Origin of the sequence: Nitrosophilus kaiyonis, from assembly GCF_027943725.1 — a bacterium.
In the GTDB taxonomy this organism is placed as follows: Bacteria; Campylobacterota; Campylobacteria; order Campylobacterales; family Nitratiruptoraceae; genus Nitrosophilus_A; species Nitrosophilus_A kaiyonis.
In genome coordinates, this window is sequence record NZ_AP025696.1 from 302,648 (window position 1) to 324,049 (window position 21,402).

At 29.6% G+C, this 21,402-nt stretch carries 19 protein-coding genes; 5 read left to right on the plus strand and 14 right to left on the minus strand.

The features are described 5' to 3' along the window. Positions 1–6 precede the first annotated feature (6 nt). On the minus strand, positions 7–1,185 hold the full coding sequence (locus QML81_RS01545) for a peptidoglycan DD-metalloendopeptidase family protein (RefSeq protein ID WP_281951432.1): 1,179 nt from the start codon (positions 1,183–1,185) through the stop codon (positions 7–9). A gap of 134 nt (positions 1,186–1,319) precedes the next feature. Here QML81_RS01545 and QML81_RS01550 point away from each other — a divergent pair, with 134 nt between their 5' ends. Genes QML81_RS01550 through QML81_RS01560 form a run of 3 tightly spaced genes read left to right on the plus strand, consistent with a single transcriptional unit; the run spans position 1,320 to position 4,687 of the window. Next, a complete protein-coding gene (locus QML81_RS01550; protein ID WP_281951433.1) occupies positions 1,320–2,024 on the plus strand; it encodes a plasminogen-binding N-terminal domain-containing protein in 705 nt (234 codons plus the stop codon). Beyond that, positions 2,021–3,403, plus strand: a complete 1,383-nt coding sequence (glcD, locus tag QML81_RS01555) for a glycolate oxidase subunit GlcD (protein WP_281951434.1) — start codon at positions 2,021–2,023, stop codon at positions 3,401–3,403. The genes QML81_RS01550 and glcD overlap by 4 nt, the downstream gene beginning before the upstream one ends. 18 nt (positions 3,404–3,421) lie before the next feature. Next, positions 3,422–4,687: a ComEC/Rec2 family competence protein gene (locus tag QML81_RS01560; protein WP_281951435.1), complete on the plus strand. Its 1,266-nt coding sequence runs from the start codon at positions 3,422–3,424 to the stop codon at positions 4,685–4,687. Here QML81_RS01560 and QML81_RS01565 read toward each other — a convergent pair. From QML81_RS01565 to QML81_RS01615, 11 genes are all read right to left on the minus strand, one after another. Continuing rightward, the gene (locus QML81_RS01565) at positions 4,598–5,431 is read right to left on the minus strand and encodes a YihY family inner membrane protein (RefSeq protein WP_281951436.1); all 834 of its coding nucleotides are present in this window, start codon (positions 5,429–5,431) and stop codon (positions 4,598–4,600) included. The two genes, QML81_RS01560 and QML81_RS01565, sit on opposite strands and share 90 nt — an antisense overlap. Positions 5,432–5,447: 16 nt before the next feature. Next, the gene (locus tag QML81_RS01570; protein WP_281951437.1) at positions 5,448–6,860 is read right to left on the minus strand and encodes a replicative DNA helicase; all 1,413 of its coding nucleotides are present in this window, start codon (positions 6,858–6,860) and stop codon (positions 5,448–5,450) included. A gap of 215 nt (positions 6,861–7,075) precedes the next feature. Next, positions 7,076–8,137 carry a flavodoxin-dependent (E)-4-hydroxy-3-methylbut-2-enyl-diphosphate synthase gene (gene ispG, locus QML81_RS01575; protein WP_281951438.1) on the minus strand — a complete coding sequence of 354 codons (1,062 nt, stop codon included), beginning with the start codon at positions 8,135–8,137 and terminating at the stop codon, positions 7,076–7,078. 41 nt (positions 8,138–8,178) lie between these two features. Beyond that, positions 8,179–10,023 carry a primosomal protein N' gene (locus QML81_RS01580; protein WP_281951439.1) on the minus strand — a complete coding sequence of 615 codons (1,845 nt, stop codon included), beginning with the start codon at positions 10,021–10,023 and terminating at the stop codon, positions 8,179–8,181. A gap of 150 nt (positions 10,024–10,173) precedes the next feature. Then, positions 10,174–10,872 carry a hypothetical protein gene (locus QML81_RS01585; RefSeq protein WP_281951440.1) on the minus strand — a complete coding sequence of 233 codons (699 nt, stop codon included), beginning with the start codon at positions 10,870–10,872 and terminating at the stop codon, positions 10,174–10,176. Beyond that, positions 10,865–11,647 carry a hypothetical protein gene (locus tag QML81_RS01590; RefSeq protein WP_281951441.1) on the minus strand — a complete coding sequence of 261 codons (783 nt, stop codon included), beginning with the start codon at positions 11,645–11,647 and terminating at the stop codon, positions 10,865–10,867. The genes QML81_RS01585 and QML81_RS01590 overlap by 8 nt, the downstream gene beginning before the upstream one ends. Continuing rightward, on the minus strand, positions 11,644–12,246 hold the full coding sequence (locus tag QML81_RS01595; RefSeq protein WP_281951442.1) for an ATP-binding cassette domain-containing protein: 603 nt from the start codon (positions 12,244–12,246) through the stop codon (positions 11,644–11,646). The genes QML81_RS01590 and QML81_RS01595 overlap by 4 nt, the downstream gene beginning before the upstream one ends. Positions 12,247–12,283: 37 nt before the next feature. After that, positions 12,284–12,826: a type II secretion system protein gene (locus QML81_RS01600; protein ID WP_281951443.1), complete on the minus strand. Its 543-nt coding sequence runs from the start codon at positions 12,824–12,826 to the stop codon at positions 12,284–12,286. A 53-nt stretch (positions 12,827–12,879) separates the two neighbouring features. Beyond that, positions 12,880–13,452 (minus strand): type II secretion system protein, encoded by a 573-nt coding sequence (locus QML81_RS01605; RefSeq protein ID WP_425596322.1) that lies wholly within the window; start codon positions 13,450–13,452, stop codon positions 12,880–12,882. 92 nt (positions 13,453–13,544) lie between these two features. After that, positions 13,545–13,772, minus strand: coding sequence for a hypothetical protein (locus QML81_RS01610; RefSeq protein WP_281951445.1), 228 nt, complete (start codon positions 13,770–13,772; stop codon positions 13,545–13,547). Then, positions 13,769–13,999: a hypothetical protein gene (locus QML81_RS01615; RefSeq protein WP_281951446.1), complete on the minus strand. Its 231-nt coding sequence runs from the start codon at positions 13,997–13,999 to the stop codon at positions 13,769–13,771. Before QML81_RS01615 ends, QML81_RS01610 begins: the two co-directional genes overlap by 4 nt. Positions 14,000–14,087: 88 nt before the next feature. Between QML81_RS01615 and uvrB the strand changes: the two genes are divergently transcribed. Then, positions 14,088–16,115 (plus strand): excinuclease ABC subunit UvrB, encoded by a 2,028-nt coding sequence (gene uvrB, locus QML81_RS01620; protein WP_281951447.1) that lies wholly within the window; start codon positions 14,088–14,090, stop codon positions 16,113–16,115. 448 nt (positions 16,116–16,563) lie between these two features. Here the strand turns inward: uvrB and QML81_RS01625 are convergent, their stop codons facing one another. After that, entirely contained in the window at positions 16,564–18,225 is a 1,662-nt protein-coding gene (locus QML81_RS01625) for a Na/Pi cotransporter family protein (protein WP_281951448.1), read from the minus strand. Between the two features lie 50 nt (positions 18,226–18,275). Then, positions 18,276–18,908 (minus strand): carbonic anhydrase, encoded by a 633-nt coding sequence (locus QML81_RS01630; protein WP_281951449.1) that lies wholly within the window; start codon positions 18,906–18,908, stop codon positions 18,276–18,278. A 146-nt stretch (positions 18,909–19,054) separates the two neighbouring features. Between QML81_RS01630 and QML81_RS01635 the strand changes: the two genes are divergently transcribed. After that, on the plus strand, positions 19,055–21,145 hold the full coding sequence (locus tag QML81_RS01635) for an RNA degradosome polyphosphate kinase (protein WP_281951450.1): 2,091 nt from the start codon (positions 19,055–19,057) through the stop codon (positions 21,143–21,145). Positions 21,146–21,402 lie beyond the last annotated feature (257 nt).

Sequence of the window (21,402 nt, forward strand, 5' to 3'; positions counted from 1 at the left end):
CCTCCTTTATGATGGATTATTCTCTTTTTTTAAATATACTGCATACTCAAACTCCTCATATGTTTTTGGCAAATGAGCAATTTTAATAGTTTCTTGTAGTTCTTTTTTATATTTTGAAACTAATGCTAAAAATTTCTTTCTTTTTTTCCCATAAAGTTTACTTTTTGTAATCTTTACTACACTTAGTGGATTTATAGGTCTATTATTTTTATATAAACCAAAATGAAGATGTGGGCCAGTACTTAATCCTGTACTTCCAACATATCCTATAACTTGTCCTTGCTTAACATATTTTCCTCTTCTTATACCTCTTCTAAATTTAGAAAGATGCGCATACAAAGTTTTATATCCATCTTTATGCTTGATAATGATGACATTTCCATATCCGCCTTTTCTTCCTGCAAATATTACTCTACCACTTCCAGCTGCCATAACTGGAGTTCCACGTCTTGCTCCAAAATCAACTCCCAAATGGGCTCTATATTTATGCAGTATCGGATGCCATCTTCTTAGAGTAAATCTTGAGGTAATTCTTGCATGTCTAACTGGTCTTTTCAGCAAAAATCCTTCAATTTCTCTTCCTTTTTCATCATAATATCTTCCCTCAAAAAGATATATATAATGCTTTTTGCCATTTGTTTCAACCATTGCAGCTTCAATAACAGGGTTTCCAAAAATTTTTCCCATTCTTATTTTTTCATTATAAACAATTGCGATCTTATCCCCTTTTCTAAGGGATCTTCTAAAATCAATACTATTTTTAAAAGCGCTTACAAACTCATTTGCCAATTTTTTGTTGTGCGTTTTTTCCACAATATCTTGATAAGGAGATTTTTCTATTTCTATAACAAAAGAGTCTTTTATTTTTTGATATACAATAGGAATAAGTTCAAAAGCATATTTTTTATTTTTTTGGTATATATGAATCTGTAGCTCTTCATTTATAGGTATTAAAACCTGTTTAATTTCATTACTGTCTTTTAAAATATAATATCTAACACCAGCGATTATTTCATCAGCTAACTCTTTTGTTTCTCTATCTAGATCATAATAAAGTTTTTGAGGAAGTGAATTTTTCTTTAAAAAAGTCAAAAGCGTTTCACCACTTTTCCATCTATCTTCAATAAGTTCAGCTCCACTAAGATAAAAAATAAACAATAGAAAAATTATTAAAAATCTTATCAAGTTCTTACTCCAAAAAATTTTAAAAGGCTTCTATTTTATCAAAAAAGTACTTAAACCTCTGTTACTTTAGTTGCAAAATAGCAATTTAATCATTTTTTGATATAATCACCTAAAACTATTTTATAGGAGATAAAGTGAAAAAGATAGCACTATTTTTAGCCATATTTGCCATATCAATATTCGCTGATATTACACCAAATAAAACGACTACAATAATAAAATCATATAGTAATGGAGCTACGATAAAAAATTTAGATGCACCTATTGGAAGCAGTGGCGTAGTTGTTCACTATTTTGATAAAATCCATTCTACAATTGTTGCAAGAGCCGAACTTATAGAAAATGATAAAATTGCTTATAGAGTTTTTGACGCATTAAAACAAAAAGCTCTTCCAACTCCAAAAATTTTGCCAAAAAATGGTGATAAAGTAATTCTTAATTATTTATATGATAGGGCCTTAATAATTGCTCCCAACTTTAAAACATATGAAAATATAAAAAATTCCCATCCAGATATTGAGTGGCTACATCCAGACCTTTTTGCAGCTCAGCTTTCAATATCAAAAAATCCAGCACCAAACAGAGAGGATTTTAAAAATTTTTGCAATAAATACTCAGTAGGCCTTATCTATTTTGCTATTAAAAATAGAGGATATTATGTAGATTGTTATAGTTTTAAAAAAGTTGGATATGAAAACATATCAGCTCAAAAAGGTGAGATAAAGCTCCCTTTTTATTCCAGAATAAAAGAGATCCAAAGCAGTTGGTTTAATTTTTATGGAGCAAGTGAAGTAAGAGATTATACAAACTATTATACAAATCTATTGGAGTCAAAATGATAGATAAAAAACATATTAATAATCTTGAAAAATTAATCGGAAAAGAGAATGTAAAATCAGACAAGCCTCACCTTTTAGCTTACTCTTACGATGCAACAAGAGAGCACTATAAACCTGATTTAGTTGTTTTTCCAAAAAATGAAGAAGATGTAAGTAAAATTTTAAGATATTGCAATGAAAATTTAATTCCTATTGTTCCAAGAGGAGCCGGAAGTGGATTTACAGGCGGGGCTCTTCCATCACATGGAGGAATAGTACTTGCTGTTGAAAAATATATGAATAAAATATTAGAAATAGATATGGAAAATATGGTAGCAGTAGTTCAGCCTGGAGTTATAAATAAAGAGCTTCAAAGAGAGGTTGAAAAAGTTGGCCTATTTTATCCACCAGATCCTGCAAGTCAAGAGTATTCTACAATTGGTGGAAATGTTGCAGAAAATGCAGGCGGAATGAGAGCTGCAAAATATGGAATAACTAAAGATTATGTTATGGCTTTAAGAGCAGTACTTCCAAATGGAGATATCATAAGAGCTGGTAAAAAAACTATAAAAGATGTAGCTGGATATAACTTAGCTGGGATTTTAGTTGGAAGCGAAGGAACATTGGCAGTAATTACAGAAATTACACTAAAACTTTTAAGCAAACCAAAACTTACAAAAACTGTTATGGGAGTTTTTAATAGTGTAAAAGATGCGATGAATGCAGTATACAGATCGCTTGCTGGAGGGGCAAATCCAGTTGCAATGGAGTTTTTAGACAATTTAACAATTAAAGCAGTTGAGGAAAAATTTCATAAAGGTTTGCCAACAGATGCAGGAGCAATACTTATAAGCGATATTGATGGAAATGTTGAAGAAGAGATAGATTATCAAATCAAACTACTGGAAAAATTTTTTAAAGAGAATGGATGTAGAGAGTTTAAGATCGCTAAAGATGAAAAAGAGGCTGCTGATATATGGTTTGCAAGACGTAATGCAAGTCAAAGTATAACCATTTATGGAAGTAAAAAGATAAATGAAGACATTACTGTACCAAGAAGTATGTTGCCAAAATATCTTGAAGAGGTAGAAAAAATTTCTAAAAAATATGGTGTTAAAATACCATGTTTTGGTCATACTGGTGATGGAAATGTTCATACAAATGTTATGGTTGATGGAAATGATCCAAAACAGGTTGAAATTGGACATAAAGCAATTGAAGATATCTTTAAGATGACTATAGAGATTGGTGGAACACTTAGTGGAGAACATGGAATAGGACTTAGCAAAGCTCCTTTTATGAAATTGGCTTTTAGTCAAGAGGAGATGAATCTATTTAGAGCAATAAAAAAAGCCTTTGATCCAAACAATATATTAAATCCTGGAAAGATGGGATTATAAAAATTAGGTACTAAAAATTTGGATACTCTAAAAGTACCTCTCTTTATAAATTTTAAAGAGAGGCTTTTTGTATCTATTTTTATACTTTTGATATTTTCTTTAAATCTTTCATATGAATATTATAAATTTTCTAAAATTACTTCTGTTAAATTTTATGAAACAAAAGCTAATGTATTAAATCAGTATCTTAAAAACAATCACCATGTTTTAAAACTTAAGAGTTATGATGGATTTACATTTTATACAACATCCAAAGAGGATCTTAAAAACCTTCAAGGAAGAGATGTAGAAATTTTGCTTATTAAAACAGATAGAAAAATCTCTTTTTTACAATATTTAAAAAATTTCTATTATGTAACTTACATAAAAAAGGTTCTGCCAGATATATCTTTGAAAAGAAAAATTTCAAATTTTATAAATTCTCAACATACAAACAAAAATATTTCATCAATATATTCTGCTCTATTTTTAGCCACTCCTATCTCAAAAGAGATAATGGAGAAAATCTCTTTCTTTGGGCTTAGCCATCTTATTGCGATAAGTGGCTTTCATTTTAGTCTAATTGCCTTTTTTGTTTTTATAATCTTTATATCTTTTTATAGCTTTTTTCATTATAGATTTTTTCCATATAGAAACAAAATAGCAGATAGTATCTATTTTATTTCTATAGTTACATTTTTTTATGCACTCTTTTTAGGAGAAGTTGCTTCAGTTTGGAGAGCTTTTTTTATGCTAATAGTTGGATATTTTTTTATTTTTAAGCATATAAAAATTTTATCTTTTGAAACTCTTTTTTGGGTTATGTTGCTAATTTTATCTATTTTTTCAAAATTTCTATTTTCACTTGGATTTTGGTTTTCAGTAATTGGAGTATTTTATATTTTTCTATTTATAAAATCTTTTTCAAATTTAAAAAAGTGGCAAATTTTTATATTTTTAAATATCTATATCTATTTTATGATGCTACCTATAATTCATTACTTTTTTGAAAATTTCTCTTATATTCAGCTATTTTCTCCAATAATGACGATAATATTTACTATTTTTTATCCATTATCTTTAATATTTCATATTTTTGGATTTGGAGATATTTTTGATAGTATACTTAATAATCTTTTCAATATAGAGTTTACAAAATATGCTTTTAAAACACCTTTTTGGTTTTTTGCTCTCTATTTACTTTTATCGCTATTTTCAATCTATAAAAAGAGGATCTTTTTCTTCACAATACTCATGAGTTTTGCCTTTTTTATTTATAATATAGCAAACCTTCAATCCATATAAAAAAATAATCCAAGATATATATATCCATAAAAAGAAAAACAAAACAACACTTGATGAGCCATAGATAGTTAGATATGTTTTACTATAAATAACATAATAAACAAACAAAGATTTGCTTATATACCAAATTAACGAAGCAAAAAATGAAGATAAACCAGCTGCTTTTGTTGTAATTTTTGTGTTAGCTGATATGATATAAGTTATAAAAAATAGCCCCCAAATTATCAAATATGGGAAAATAGATAAAAAGTTTATCCAACTTGTATATTCAAAAAGATTTAAAAGTTTTTGAATTTCACTTGATAGATAAAATGATAAAGCTAAAGCAATTGGTCCTAAAGTTACTAAAGTCCAATATGTTGTTATCGATTGCCAAATGCTTCTTTGTTTTGTTTTAAAAATTTTGTTAACTATAAATTCATAATTTTGAAAAAACATCAATGATGCAAAAATCACAAAAACAAACCCTATAATTCCAAGTTTTTCACTATTTTGTAAAAAACTCTCAAGATATTTTGAAACTGTCTCTTGATGTGTTGGCATAAGATTTGAAAAAATAAACCCTTTTATCTTTTCATAATATTTACTAAATGTTGGCATCTTTATAAATAAAGAAAAAGATACCAATAATAGAGGTATAATAGAAAATATTGTATGAAAGCTTAAAGATGAAGCATATAATGTAATATTTTCATCATATACTTTTTTTAAAAAAATATAGATATTTTTAAAAATTTTTTCCAAAACTTTTCCTGTTTTGTTAAATTTCAGGCATCTCTATATGAGACTCCTTCATCTCATATTCTCTTATAGTTTCAGTAGCTTCTTCAGCAAATTTTACATAATCTTTATGAAAATATAGTTTCACTATTCCAGTTGGGCCATTTCTTTGTTTACCAATAATAATTTCAGCCTCTTCAACCTTTTTTTCAGGAATAGTAATATCAACTTTTTCGCCTTTTTTTGCAGCCTCTTTAGCCTTTTCTTTCATCTCTTTTATTTTATATACATCGTCTCTATAAACAAATAAAATAACATCAGCATCCTGCTCAATTGCTCCAGACTCTCTTAAGTCACTTAGCATTGGTCTTTTATCTGTTCTACTCTCAAGTGATCTATTTAACTGAGATAGAGCAATTATAGGGATCTCCAGTTCTCTTGCAAGAAGTTTTAAGCTTCTTGAAATCTCACTTATCTCAAGATGTCTTTCCTTATTACTTCCTCCACTCATAAGTTGTAGATAATCAATTATTGCAAGCTCAATATCTGGATGAGTCGATTTTAGTTTTCTTAGTTTTGCTCTTAATTGATGAACATTAATAAGACCCTCATCATCAATAAAAAGTTTTCTACTTGCCATATAATCGCTAACTCTACTTATCTCACTCCACTCTTGATCAGTTAAATTTCCAACTCTAAGTCTTTGCAGAGGTATTGCAGCTTTAGCACTAAGCATTCTTAAAAGCAACTGTTCTGCTGGCATCTCAAGAGAAAATATTGCAACACCTTTATCGTGGTCTAAAACATTTTGAGCAATATTTAAAGAAAAGGCAGTTTTCCCCATAGAAGGCCTAGCAGCGATTATTATCAAATCACCAGGACTAAATCCAGCAGTTTTTAGATTTAACTCATAAAATCCAGTATCAAGGCCCACAAGTATAGAGTTGCCTTTCTCTTTCATTTTTAATATATGATTTAGGGTATCTTTTACAACTTCAAGAGATTCTTTAAAATCTTTTGCACTTGTCTCTTGTGTAATTTTATATAATTTACTTTGAACTTCATCTATAACATCGGTAGCTGGGAGATCTTGCTCAATGGTTAGTTTTTTTATCTCAGTAGTTAAATGAACAAGCTCTCTTTTAGTAGCTTTTTCTTTTATCTCTTTTACATATGCTGAGGTGTTTGATAGAGGATTTGCTGCTAAAATCTCTAAAAACTCATTTTCATCAAACTGCTTTTTGTATATTAATTTTTCTTTTAAAAACTCTTCATCAATTGGCTGATCCTCTCTAAATAACTCCTCCATTGCAGCAAAAATATTTTTATGAAAAGGGTGGTAAAAATCTTGAGGTTTTAAAACTGCAGCTATCTCCTCATATAAAGAGGGGTCAAAAATTATAGAGCTTAAAACTGCTCTTTCAATATTTAAATTATACAAATGCGCTTCCAAATAAATCCTCTTTAGTTTTTATTTTATTATAGCATATTAGATATTGGACATTAGTCATTAGGAATTGGGAATTAAGAATTAGTGTGTTAAGTTATAAATTGTAACTATAGCAAAATTATTAAATCTTACTCACCTATTCTTATACTACTATCACTATTTTCTATGAAATTTTTTACTAATGACTAATGACCAATGACTAATGACTCTCTCACTTTTTAACTCTCTCCTTTAGCCATCTTTTCCACTTCTTGTAAAAATCTATCAACAAGCTCGTTTTCTGGCAGTTTTGCTACTACTTCTCCTTTTACCATAACAAGCCCGCTTCCCTTTCCATATGCTATAGCTACATCAGCATGTTTTGCTTCACCTATCGCATTAACAACACATCCCATTACCGATATATTTAAAGGCTTTTTTATATGTTTTGTTTTCTCTTCAACTTCAGCTACAGCTTTTACTAAATCAGCTTCAATTCTTCCACATGTTGGACAAGATATGATATTTACTCCCTCTTGGCTTCTTCCAGTATCTTTTATTATAGCTCTTGCAACCTCAACCTCTTTTTCAAGCTCCCCCGTGATAGAAACTCTTATAGTATCTCCAATTCCATCAAGCAAAAGTGAGCCAATTCCTATAGCAGATTTTATAGTTGCATGAAAAATTGTTCCAGCCTCAGTTACTCCAAGATGAAATGGATAAGGTACCAATGGTCTTAATTTTCTATAAGCTTCAACAGTCCTCTCAACATCGCTTGCTTTCATTGAAACTTTTATATTTGTAAAATCTAAATCCTCTAAAAGTTTTATATGATAAAGTGCGCTTTGAACCATAGCTTCACTTGTTGGTCCATATTTTTCTTCTATCTCTTTTTCTAAACTTCCTGCATTTACTCCTATTCTAATAGGAATGTTTCTTTCTTTACAAGCTTTTACGACCTCTTTAATCCTCTCTCTATTTCCAATGTTTCCAGGATTTATCCTAATACAGTCAACAACCTCAGCAGCTATTAAAGCAAGGCGATAATTAAAATGGATATCAGCAACAAGAGGAAGGCTTATCTGCTTTTTTATCTCTTTTAAAGCCAAGGCATCTTCCATTTCAGGTACAGCAACTCTTACAATATCACATCCTGCAAAATGAAGCCTTTTAATCTGTTCCACTGTCTCCTTTACCTCTCTTGTTTTAGAGAAAGTCATTGATTGAACAGAAATTGGAGCATCCCCTCCAATTGCAACATCTCCTACATATATCTTTTTTGTTGGATATCTATTTTCCATCTATACCTCTAAAAGTTTAAAATTTTTTTAAGGTTATTATATCAAATAATATTAACTGGATCCATATCAACTTCAGCTAAAGAAGTTTTCGAAACATTTATAGCAACTATCAAAGCTTTTGCAGAAGAGCTTCTAAGAAGTATATTGAATCTAAATCTATTAGCAATTTTTTCAATAGGAGCTTCACCAAAACCAACTATCTCAATATCTTTAAATTTTTTTAGACTGTTTAGCATATTTTGCATATTCTCTTTTGCAAATTCTCTATTCTTATGTGAAAAATTTATAAGTGCCAATCTTTTAAAAGGCGGATAAAAATCTTCTCTAAATTTTAACTCATCTTTTATAAAATCTTCAAAATCAAGATATTTTTCAAAGAAATCTCTATTTTTTGTCTGAATGATAACTTTTCCCTCCTCTTTTCTACCACTTCTTCCAGCAATCTGAATAAAAAGGTTAACTGCTCGCTCTCTCGCTCTAAAATCAGCCATATTTAAAATATAATCGATTCCCAAAATCACAGAAAGTGATACATCAGGATAATCATGCCCTTTTGAGAGCATCTGAGTTCCAACTAAAATATCAATCTTTTTTTGAGAAAACTCTTTTAAAATTTTTTCCAATTTTTTTTGAGTAGTTATCACATCTTTATCAAATTTTTCTATTTTTGCCTCTGGAAAAATCTTTTCAAGCTCCTCTTTAATCTCAGTAGTCCCTATTCTACATGTTTGAAGATTTGGTGAGTGGCACTTTGGACACTCTTTTGGAATTCTTTGGGCAAAATTGCAATAGTGACAAACAAGAGCATTCTTATCAAAATGCAGACTCATCCCAACATCACAAAATGGACATTTAACACTCTCACCACAATCTTGGCATATTAGATATTTAAAATTTCCTCTTGTTGGCAAAAATATGATAGCTTGTTTTTTCGCTTTCAATGTTTTTTCTATATTTTCTAATACTATAGGTGATAGGGTAAAAGTTGAGTTATCCCAAATAAAATCTTTTTTTCCTTTATAAAAGCTCCCCTTTAACCTAAAACGAGGATAATTTTTATATGAAGATAGCGATGGTGTGGCACTTCCTAAAACAACATTTATATTTAATTTTTTCCCAAAATAAACAGCCAAATCTTTTGCATTATATCTTGGTCTATTGTGAGCTTTATAGCTATCATCATGCTCTTCATCAACTATTATAAGTCCTAAATTTTCCATTGGTAAAAAAAGAGCACTTCTTGGCCCTGCAATAAGTTTAATCTTTCCACTATAAATATCTTCTAAAATTTTCTCTTTTTTATTTTTTGATATTTTACTATGCCAAATTGCAACACTATTTTTAAAATGTTTTTTTAATCTCTCTTCCATTTGAGGAGTCAATGAAATTTCAGGCATTAAAAATATCGCACTTTTTCCACTATTTATAATCTCTTTAAAATATTCTATATATATTTCAGTCTTACCGCTTCCTGTATCTCCAAAAAGAAGAGATGTTTGATGTAATTTTAAAAAATTTAGAGCCTCTTCTTGTTTAATTGATAGGTTGAAGGTTGAAGGTTGAAGGTTGAAGGAATTTTCTTTTATTTTTTTTATTTTTTTAAATGGAACAAAAAGACCTAACGCTTCACCTATCGAGCAAAAATAGTATGTTGATATAAATTTAGCAATCTCTATATAATCATTTGGAAGATAAAAATCTGTAATATTTTCAATCTCTTTACACTCAAAATCTGGCTTAGTAGTTTTTTTTAATATATAACCTTTATATATTTTTGATTTTATTTTTATCTCAACTAAATCTCCCTCTTTTAAATCTTTATAAGAATAATATGTAAATTTTAAAGGTTTTGAAGCAATAGCAATTTCATAATATTTTTTTTGCAAATGTATCTCCATATTTTGACATTGGTCATTGGACATTAGACATTGGGAATTAGTGATAGTGATAGTGTTAATGTTAAACTATCACTATCCACCATCACTAAACCCTTATACCTTCATCCTTCATCCTTCATCCTTTTCCGCTTCACAGCTTTACCCCTTTACTGCTTCACAGCTTCTTTTCAACTCTTCTAACTTCCTTTTTATCTCAGCCTTTTTCACAGGCTCTTTTGTGTTTTTCAAAAGCCATTTTAAATCCTCTATAGCTTGAGCTCTTTTTCCTTTTTTATTTCTTGCATAAATTAGCATATCCTCTACCCAATCTTTAACTACTATCCGACCCAAAATCTTTTGACTATCGGGTAAAAGAGAAGCCTCTTTTGCTAATTTAACAATATAATCATCGTCAATATTTTTTTCATCTTCATAAGTCAAAATCAAAATAAGCTCTAAAAAATAGAGCTTAAAATCATTTTTATTAAAAAGTCTTGCCTTTTTTATCAAATCTGTTGCTAAATCGACTCTTTTTTTAATTGATGCAAGATATGTTGCAGCATAATTTATAGCTGGATAAAAATATGGATCCATAAATATTATAGTTTTAAAAGCCTCATAAACCTCCATTTCATCAACATCAAAACTATTTCCAGTAGCCACTTCTCCAACTGTATTTGACAAAAGCCAAAGTTTATCAGCACTTAATGTATGAGTATAGTTTGTCAGTGCTCTAAAAAAAAGCGGCTTTGCAAAAAGTATATCATTAACAACAATTTTCTCTTTTTTTGGTTTTGGATAAAGATAGTTAAAAATCAAAAAAATGATAAAAAGCAAAATGAAAAATTTCTTATTCACCAAAACGCAAAACCCTCTTTTTATATTTTAATAGAGTTATTGAAAAGATTATAAGACTCAATATAGAAAAATATATAACTGGATAAACAAAAAAATCTCCAAAATCTATATATCCTCTATTTACAACAATAGCTTGCTTATCAAAAATAGAAAAATTTGGAAAAATATAATAAAAAAAAGATGATAAATTTTCTAATATTTTCTCTTTTTTTATATAGTGTGAATATATATAAAATTCATCCAAACCATTTCCAATAAAAAATAGAGCAACACTATAAATGATTGAATTCATCAAAGATACAAAATTTGAAAACATTATAATTAAAAAAGATAAAACTATTGATGATAAAGAGTATAAAAACAGTTGCCATAACACTTCAAAAACAAATTTTTTTTCTAATATCCATAATAAAATAGTATCAATAACAAAAAAAGATAAAAAAATAGAAAAAACCATAAAAAGAAGTGTTAAAAAAACTGAAATCAAATAATATTGCCTTGATAGCCCAGTAGATAGCGGTAAAACAAAAAGTCCAAGAGATCTCTCTTTTTGTAAAAACTCAAAACTATAAAACAGAGCTGCAATATGAAGCAAAAACATCTGTGAAGTTAAAAGAACATCTTCTAAAAGTTTATATTTTCTTGCAATATCAATATCACTAAGTCCAAAGGCAATAACTATCATAACAACTGCTAATATAACAAATAAAATAGTAGCTTTTTCTTTAAATAGTGATTTTGAGAAAAATTTTATAATGCTAAATATCTTATTCATTGTATCCTCTTTGGTCTGTACATCAATAAAAGCTCTTCAAGCTCATCTATATCTTTTGGATAACCTTTATACTCAATTTTGCCCTCTTTAAGTATCCAAACTTCATCTTCTAGAGCCATAGCTAAATCAAGTGAATGTGTTGATATAATAAAATCGTGAGAGTTTTTTAGTTTTATCAAAAGTTTTTCAATTTCTAGCCTTCCAAATGGGTCAAGCCCACTTGTTGGCTCATCTAAAACAAGAGTTTTTGGCTTTCCAAGAAGAGCAATTGCTAAAAGAAGCCTCTGTTTCATACCTTTTGAATATTTTTTGATTGGCATATCAAGTTCAACCTCTAAAGCAACACTTTTTAAAAGCTCAATTGGATCAAACTCTTTTACTTCTCTTAGTTTTGCCATCATATTAAAATAATCTTGTGCGCTCATATTTAGATCAAGCAAAGCCGCTTCTGGCGCATATCCTAGATCTTTTTTATCTATATCTAAAAGATGATCTTTAAAATTTACTAAAAATGGATGATCTTTTATATCAACATAAAATCCAAGTAGATAGTTTATAAATGTACTTTTCCCAGCGCCATTGTGACCAAGAAGTATCATAAAGACCTCAAAATTTTTTGAGATATTATAGCAGAAGTTATTTTTTTATTACTAAAAAACCATTTGTATTGTCATATCTCCAATACATTCCTTGATGAATTTCTGATAGTTCATCATCTACAAAATTTGAAGCAGGGCCATTAAGATTTTCAAATCTTGCATCAACTCTGGTTGAATTCCAATCTTTAATAGTTGATGGATCAAGCATTAATGGAGCAAGTGTTCTATACTCACCTATATGAGTAGATGAACCTATTGTACAATTATTATCTGTATCAACACCTTTTTGTTTTGCTGTAACTGTTATAGGATATCTCTCATCTGAAAATATAACAGCACAATTATATGGTTGATTTCTTTCATCATATATCTCTACTGTTATATTACTCTCTTTTGGATGTAAAATAGCCCATCCATTAAAGGATATAAGAGATTGCCTTGCAGCACCTATTGCAGACTTTTCAACTGAAACAAGCGCATCATTTTGTACTCCTACAAAACGCGGCAAAGCCATAGCAGCCAATATACCAATGATAACAATTACAAAAACCAGTTCAATTATTGTAAATGATTTTTTCATGATAAATCTACTTTGAAGTTAGAAGGAAAAATCCTTCTAACTTTTATATTATATTAATATGCTGAATTTTGTAAAGAGAATGTACCATTTGCTGCGTTATATAGCCAATGTTTATTTACATTGATTTCAGCAGTATTATCTTGAACAGTAGTAGAAGCTGGACCAACTATTTTTGTGTCTGTACTATTTGTATCAGCTTGTTTAGTTTTATATCTTTCTCTCCCATCTGGTTCAAGAACAATTGCTAAAGCCGCGCCATCTAAACCTTCAGCAGTTTGTGTTGCATTTGCAGTACCACCATCTGTAAAATCTGCACTAGTTGTACTTAATTGAATTGGATATTTTGTTGATGAAAGCTCTACATTTGTAGTTCCAGGAGCAGTTCCATTAAAATCATAATCAACCAAAACATTCGCTTGATCTCCATCTTTATCAACAACTGTTATATTAAAATCAGTTCCTCTTGCAAGAGCTCTACCTCTAATAGCAATAACTGCACTTCTTGCAGACCCTATCCCACTCTTTTCACTAGAAATTAGTGCATCATCTTGCACACCAGCTAACCTTGGTAAAGCAACTGCAGCCAAAATCCCGATGATCACGATCACAAAGATCAGCTCGATCATAGTAAACGCCTTACGCATCGCATCTCCTTTATGTAATGATTTTTAAACGGGTCTTCCCGTCAAAAACATTATCGGATATTTTTGATAAATTTTTACTGAAATGATGATTTTTCAAATTTTTTTAGAAGTTCTGTGAGTTTTTTTTTCAACTTAAAGCATTCATAATTTTTTTTGAGATAGGCTTCAAGAAGAGTTTTAACAGAGTTGTTTCCTTCAATATTTAGGTCCTCTTTTATAGCATTTTCAAGAAGATTGGCAAAAGCATCATCAACATTTATATCATATGTTTTACCAGATATTGTTATTGAAATCTTTTTCATTGCCCTAAAATCTTTTCTACTTTTTCAACAATCTCTTCAAGCTCTAAATCTTTTAGATTAATATCTTCTTGCAGTTTTTGTATCTGAGCATCTTTGGCCTCATTGCTTGCTTTGCATGTAACAAGCTCCCTTCTTAAATTTTCATTTTCCTCTTTTAATCTCTGATAATTTTTCAAAAGCTCTTCAATTTTTTGATTTAGTTTTTCTAAAAGATTTTCATTTTCCACTATATTTCCTTTTGCTCTTTAAGGTTTTTTTCAACTTTGCTATAATTCTATCAATTTTTAGTTAATATTTTTTTAAAAGAGGAAAAAATTGGCAAAATTTGAACTTATAAGCAGTTTTAAACCATCTGGAGACCAGCCTCAAGCAATAGAAAAACTAACATTATCTATAAAAAGTGGCAATAGATACCAAACTCTTCTTGGAGTTACTGGTAGTGGTAAAACTTTTACTATGGCAAAAATCATTGAAAATTTACAGCTTCCAACACTTATAATGACACACAATAAAACTTTAGCAGCACAGCTATATAGTGAATTTAAAGGATTTTTCCCTAAAAATCATGTGGAATATTTTATAAGTTATTATGATTATTATCAACCTGAGGCATATCTACCAAGACAAGATCTATTTATTGAAAAGGATAGTTCTATAAATGATGAGTTAGAGCGTCTTAGACTATCAGCAACTGCAAGTCTGCTTGAATTTGATGATGTTATAGTTGTGGCAAGTGTTAGTGCAAATTATGGACTTGGAAATCCAAGTGAATATAGAAAAATGGTTCAAAAACTTGAAATTGGTCATGAAATAGATCAAAAAACACTACTTTATCGCCTTGTAGAGATGGGATATAAAAGAAACGATAAATTTTTTGATAGAGGCGATTTTAGAGTAAATGGAGATGTAATTGATATATATCCAGCTTATAGTGAAGAAGAAGCTATTAGAGTTGAGTTTTTTGGAGATGAGATAGAGTCAATTTACTATTTTGATACATTAACAAATAAAAAATTAAAAGATGTAAATTCTATAACTATTTATGCAGCAAATCAGTTTATCGTTGGTCAAAATAGATTAGCCCAAGCTATAAAATCTATAGAAAAAGAGCTTGAAGAAAGACTAGAGTTTTTTAAAAAAGAAAATAGACTACTTGAGTATCAAAGATTAAAACAAAGAACAGAGTTTGATCTTGAGATGCTTGAAACCACAGGAACATGCAAAGGAATAGAAAATTATGCAAGACATTTAACAGGTAAAAAACCAGGAGAGACTCCTTACTCTTTACTTGATTATTTTCAAGAAAAGGGAGATTTTTTATTAATAGTTGATGAGTCTCATGTAAGTTTGCCCCAATTTAGAGGTATGTATGCAGGAGATAGAAGCAGAAAAGAGGTTTTAGTTGAGTATGGATTTAGACTTCCAAGTGCACTTGATAACAGACCTTTAAAATTTGAAGAGTTTATCAATAAAGCACCTCACTATCTTTTTGTATCTGCAACTCCAGCAGAAACAGAAATTAAACTAAGTTCAGTAATAGCTGAACAAATTATTAGACCAACAGGACTTCTTGACCCAATCGTTGAACTCTATCCTTCAAAATATCAAGTTGAATCACTTTATGATGAAATAAAAAAAGAGATAGAAAAAGAAAATAGAGTCTTAGTTACAACATTAACCAAAAAGATGGCTGAAGAGCTAACAAAATATTATGCAGATTTAGGATTGAAAGTTAGATATATGCACTCAGAAATTGATGCAATTGAGAGAAATCAGCTTATTAGAGGGCTAAGACTAGGTGAGTTTGATGTTTTAATAGGTATAAACCTTTTAAGAGAAGGACTTGATCTTCCTGAAGTTAGCATGGTTGCAATATTAGATGCTGATAAGGAAGGGTTTTTAAGAAGTGAAACATCTTTAATTCAAACAATGGGAAGAGCAGCAAGAAATGTCAATGGAAGAGTTTTAATGTTTGCTGACAATATTGATGAAAAAATTGTTGTAGATGATGAAAATATTTTAGAAAATTTAAAAGATAAAATCACAAAATCTATGTATAATGCAATAAAAACAACTATTTATAGAAGAAAAAAACAAAAAGCATACAATAAAGAGCATGGAATTATTCCAAAAACTGTAAAAAGAAAACTTGATGAAAATCTAAAAATAGAAGATTTAGACTTTTTATATGAGAAAAAGAAAAAAATGGAAAAACTCCCACCACAAGAGAAAGAAAAAATCATAAAAGAGTTAAGACGCCTTATGCATGAAGCTGCAAAAAAACTTGAATTTGAAGAGGCTGCAAGACTAAGAGATGAGATTGAGAAAATTAAGGGACTTTAGAAGAGGTTAGTCATTAGTCAATAGTCATTAGTCATTAGAAATTGGCCACTTTATTTCGTGATCCGTAATTCGTGATTCGTGAATTGTAATTTGGAATTGAAACCTCTGAAAAATTACAAATTGAACAAAGGCTTTGTATTTTGTCCTCGCTTTGCTGCGGGGTTGTCGCCTTTGGCTCGGACAGCTTGAAAATTTTATGTTGGCCTTTAGGCCAAAAAAGTGCACTCACCCCTAAGGGCGCTTGCGTTTGCACTTTTTAATAAAATTTTTAAGCGTTAATCAACTAAAAATTTCAACTCGCCTGAGTGAAATTTGGTAATTTTTCAGAACATTCAATTAGAAATTTATCACTTGAAGCTAAAACTTATTAGACATTATCCATTTCACTGCTTCACAACTTAACACTTTCTCCGCTTATACCCTATACCCTGTCTTGCTATTCCACTTTTTATTCTTCAACAATATTAATATTTGGTAAAAAGAGTCTATCAGCACTTTGTAAGAGATTTTTTGAGGCTTGATAAATTGCTCTATTCACATTTAAAATTGTCGCTGCAGTCTCTTCATCAAGGTCATACTCTTTTATCCATAGTGCAATAGAAGTCAAGGCCTCTTCATTATCATTTAAAATTTGATGATAAATCTGTACTATTTTTTCCGCTCTTTCAATTTCTCCTTCATAAACTCTTTCTAAATTTTTAAAAAGTTTTACAACTCTTTTTCTAAAATGCTGATACATTCTATACTCATTTTCATTAACTGAAGATGCAAAATTATCAATATCATCTTTAATATCTTTTAGAGTTTTTGCTGCAAAAATCATTCTCTCAACAGAATAGACTATATCATTTACTGCTTTTACCTCATCCTCTTTTAACTCTTTTGATTTTATATCATTTGCATATGAAATTATTAAAATCTCCAATTTTTTTAAATTTTTATATAGTTTTATATAGTTAATATCTAAAATATCGCTATTTTTTTCTAAAACCTCTTTAGTTTTTAACTTATCAACAAGTACATCTTTTGGACGAACATTAAAAATAAAAAGACCAAATTCTAAAACATTATAAAATAGATGTACTGCTTCATTCTTCAAAGCTTCAATAGCAACTTCTGGAATATCAGTTGGAACTTTTGTTATATATTTTGCTAATGGCTCATCAACTTTTGTAAAAAATCTGTTTAATAGTTTTGAAAGATATGGAATAAATGGTGAAAATATTAATACTCCCAAAACATTAAAAAGTGTATGAAAAAGTGCTAACCCAGTAGTTAAATCATTTCTCAAACCTAAAATATCAAGAATAAATCTATCCATTAAAGATAATATAGGAAGTGCTAAAATTGCTGTTCCTACATTAAATATAAAATGTGCTGCTGCTATTCTTTTCTTATCTGGCGTTCCTCCAATCGCTCCAAGCATTGCAGTAATAGTTGTTCCCACATTGGCACCAATTGTAAGTGCTGCTGCCATCTCAAAAGTTATAATATTTGAATGAAGGGCTGTTAAAAATATAGCAGTTGAAGCTGAACTTGATTGAATAATGGCAGTTAAAACAAAACCAATAATAACCATTATATATATAGGATAATTTGCATACTCTTTTAAATCAAAACTTTTTGCAAATATATCCATACTCTCTTTCATAAAATTAAGACCTAAAAACAAAATCCCAAGAGCAATTAAAAGCTTTGCTAATGCAGCAAGTTTTTTTTGATCTTGAAAAAACAGAAGTAAAAAGCCACCAATTCCTGCCATAGGAAGCGCAAAACTTTCAACATTTAATTTAAATCCCAAAAGCGCTACAAGCCATGCAGTAAAAGTTGTTCCTATATTTGCTCCAAATATTACACCAATTCCACTTCTTAGGTTCATAAGTCCTGCGCCAACTAACGATAAAACTATAAGTGAGACAATTGAGCTGCTTTGAACAATAGCTGTAGTTACTGTTCCAACAAGAATTGATTTGAAAATTGTTCCTGTAGATTCTTGTAAAATTCTTTTAAAACTTCTTCCAGCAGCCTCTCTCATTGCTTCTTCAAGAAGAATCATTGCATATAAAAACAGTCCAAGACCAGAGAGTGCTAAAATAATATTTTCAAACATCTATTACCTTTAAATTCTTAGCTATCAACTTATCATTTATCACACGCAATTTATCCCAAAGGAAAAAAATCTTTTTCTTCACTATCATAATACTCTATTTCACCAGACTCTATTTTATAATACCATCCATGAAGAAAAAGTCTTTCTTCTTTTACTCTCTTTTTTACTTCTGGATAGGTTAAAAGATTTTCCAGTTGAACTAAAATTGATAGTTTTTCAGTAGCTCTTAATAGCTCATCTTTATCTTCATTTTTTGCTTCTGCAAGTGCTGCCTCTTTTGCTGGTTTACCAATTTCTAACCATTTTTTTGTATGGATAAGTTCCAAAGAATCTGGTATATCTTTATATAAACTCTCACATGCTCCACAATAGCTATGTCCACAAACTATAATATCTTTGACTTCTAAAACGCTAACAGCGTACTCTATTGCTGCTGCAGTAGCATGAAAATCAAAATCTGGTTTAAATGGAGGTACAAAGTTCCCTACATTTCTAAGCACAAAGAGATCTCCTGGTTTACTTCCTGTTATAAGATTTGGTATGACTCTAGAATCACTACATCCAATAAATAGAGTTTTTGGATTTTGACCCTTTTTTGCTAAATCTATAAAAAGTTTTTCATGTTTTTTAAACTCTAACTCTTTAAATTTTTTATGTTTTTCTATGAGATTATGTATATTCATAAGATTTCCTTTTGTATTGGACATTGGTCATTAGGAATTAAGAATTGACCGCTTCACACTTTTACAACTTATCTTTTTATCTCATAACAAAATTTTATCTTTAATTTGATAAAATTTTAAATAAACCTAAATAAGGATATCTAAAAATGATAAATTTAAAAGATCCTAAACTATTTATAAACAGAGAACTATCCTGGCTAAGATTTAATACAAGAGTTTTAGAAGAAGCCCAAAAAAAAGAAAACCCTTTACTTGAGAGATTAAAATTTATAGCAATTTATGGAACAAATTTAGATGAATTTTATATGATAAGAGTTGCTGGATTAAAGCAGTTATTTAAATCAAGAGTCTCAGTTACTGGCCCAGATAAGATGTCTCCTCTTTCACAATTAAAAGCAATAAGGGCCTATCTTCATAATGAAAAAGAGATAGTTGAAAAAACATTTTTTGAAATAATCGAGCAGTTAAATAAAGAGGGACTTTATATTAAAAATTATAAAGATTTAGATAATAATACAAAAAAAGAGATAGATAAATACTTTTTCAATCAACTATATCCTGTTATTATTCCTATTGCAGTTGACGCAACACACCCTTTTCCTCATTTAAACAATCTAAGTTTTGCTCTTGCTATAAAACTTGCAGATATTCAAAATGAAAATGATATAAAATATGCTCTTATTAGAATTCCAAGAGTTTTACCAAGATTTATACAAATTGACAATACATATGTTCCTATTGAATCTGTTGTTCAAGAACATATAAGCTCCCTATTCCCGGGATATAAACTTATTTCAAGTGCACCTTTTAGAGTAACAAGAAATGCCGACATCGAGATAGAAGAAGAGGAAGCCGATGATTTTATGGAGCTTTTGGAAGAGGGACTAAAACTTAGAAGAAAAGGCGAAATTGTAAGGCTTGAAATTGGAGAGAGTGTTGATGAAGATCTGCTTGATTTTTTAAATTCTCATATACAAGTCTTTAAAGATGATATATACAAATATAAAATGCCTCTAAATATGGGCAGTCTTTGGCAAATAGTTTCAAACAAAAGTTTTGCCCATCTTCTATTTGAGCCATTTACTCCAAAAACACTGCCACCTCTTGACCAAGAAGATATTTTTAGTATAGTTGAGCATGAAGATATTCTTTTATATCATCCTTATGAGAGTTTTGATCCAGTTGTAAAATTTATAGAAGAGGCGAGTAAAGATCCAAATGTTTTAGCTATAAGAATGACCCTATATAGAGTAGGAAAAGATTCGCCTATTGTAAAAGCTTTAATAGAAGCAGCTGAAAGCGGTAAACAAGTAACTGCAATGGTTGAATTAAAAGCAAGATTTGATGAAGAAAATAATCTAATCTGGGCAAAAGCATTAGAAGATGCTGGAGCTCATGTTATATTTGGAATACCTGGATTTAAAGTACATGCAAAAATAGCTCAAATTATTAAAAAAGAGGGAGATAAATTAAAACAGTTTGTTCATCTATCAACAGGTAACTACAATCCATCTACTGCAAGAATATATACAGATGCTAGCTTTTTTACTTCAAAAAAAGAGATAACTGATGATGCAACTAGATTTTTTCATTATCTAACAGGATTTTCAAAAAAAGGAAAATTAAACACACTATTTATGTCTCCAACACAAATAAAACCAAAACTTTTAAGCTTAATAGAAAATGAAACTAAAAAAGGAAATGAAGGAAAAATAATAGCTAAAATGAACTCATTAGTTGATCCTGATGTCATAGTGGCACTTTATAAAGCTTCAAGAGCAGGTGTAAAAATTGATCTAATAGTTAGAGGAATATGTTGTCTTAGACCAAAAGTAAAAGATATTAGTGAAAACATAAGGGTTATATCTATAGTTGGAAAATATTTAGAACATGCAAGGATTTTTTATTTTAAACACTCAAAACCACAAATATTCATCTCAAGTGCTGATTGGATGCCAAGAAATTTAGAGAGAAGAATAGAGTTAATGACCCCTATTTATGATAATGAAATATCTGAAAAGTTATTTGAAATATTAAATCTTCAAATAAATGATAATGTTTTAGCCAGAGAACTTCAAGAAAATGGAGAATATATCAATATAAAAAGAGAAGGAAAAACACCTATAAATTCACAACTTGTTATGGAAGAGTATACAAATATGCTTTACTCTACCCATAAAAAAACAAATGTCAGTAGAGCTAAAAAACTTGCAAGAAGACTTTTGAAGGAGAGTTAGCGAGGGTAAAGCGAAGCTTTAGCAAAACAACTGCTTGTTTTGCGTACCCAAGCGCAAGCTGTGAGTTTATGCGAATCCTAAAATCAAGGATTTTAGTGATAAGCATACGAACAGCTGGTATACCGAAAAACAAATCAAATGAGCAAAGAGCGAATGAAGATTTGTGGTTAAAGTAAGGTAAGTAAGAAATTTTTAGTGAGAAAGAGAGAGTTAGAAGGTAAGAAAGCTATAAAGTAGTAGAGAAGGTGATAAGGAGT

Bases quoted from the DNA above. Each gene is read 5' to 3' on its own strand.
- glcD (WP_281951434.1), top strand. From the start codon at position 2,021: ATGATAGATAAAAAACATATTAATAATCTTGAAAAATTAATCGGAAAA.
- ispG (WP_281951438.1), bottom strand. From the start codon at position 8,137: ATGGAAAATAGATATCCAACAAAAAAGATATATGTAGGAGATGTTGCA.
- QML81_RS01590 (WP_281951441.1), bottom strand. From the start codon at position 11,647: ATGAATAAGATATTTAGCATTATAAAATTTTTCTCAAAATCACTATTT.
- QML81_RS01595 (WP_281951442.1), bottom strand. From the start codon at position 12,246: ATGATACTTCTTGGTCACAATGGCGCTGGGAAAAGTACATTTATAAAC.
- QML81_RS01600 (WP_281951443.1), bottom strand. From the start codon at position 12,826: ATGAAAAAATCATTTACAATAATTGAACTGGTTTTTGTAATTGTTATC.
- QML81_RS01605 (WP_425596322.1), bottom strand. From the start codon at position 13,452: ATGATCGAGCTGATCTTTGTGATCGTGATCATCGGGATTTTGGCTGCA.
- QML81_RS01610 (WP_281951445.1), bottom strand. From the start codon at position 13,772: ATGAAAAAGATTTCAATAACAATATCTGGTAAAACATATGATATAAAT.
- QML81_RS01625 (WP_281951448.1), bottom strand. From the start codon at position 18,225: ATGTTTGAAAATATTATTTTAGCACTCTCTGGTCTTGGACTGTTTTTA.
- QML81_RS01630 (WP_281951449.1), bottom strand. From the start codon at position 18,908: ATGAATATACATAATCTCATAGAAAAACATAAAAAATTTAAAGAGTTA.
- QML81_RS01635 (WP_281951450.1), top strand. From the start codon at position 19,055: ATGATAAATTTAAAAGATCCTAAACTATTTATAAACAGAGAACTATCC.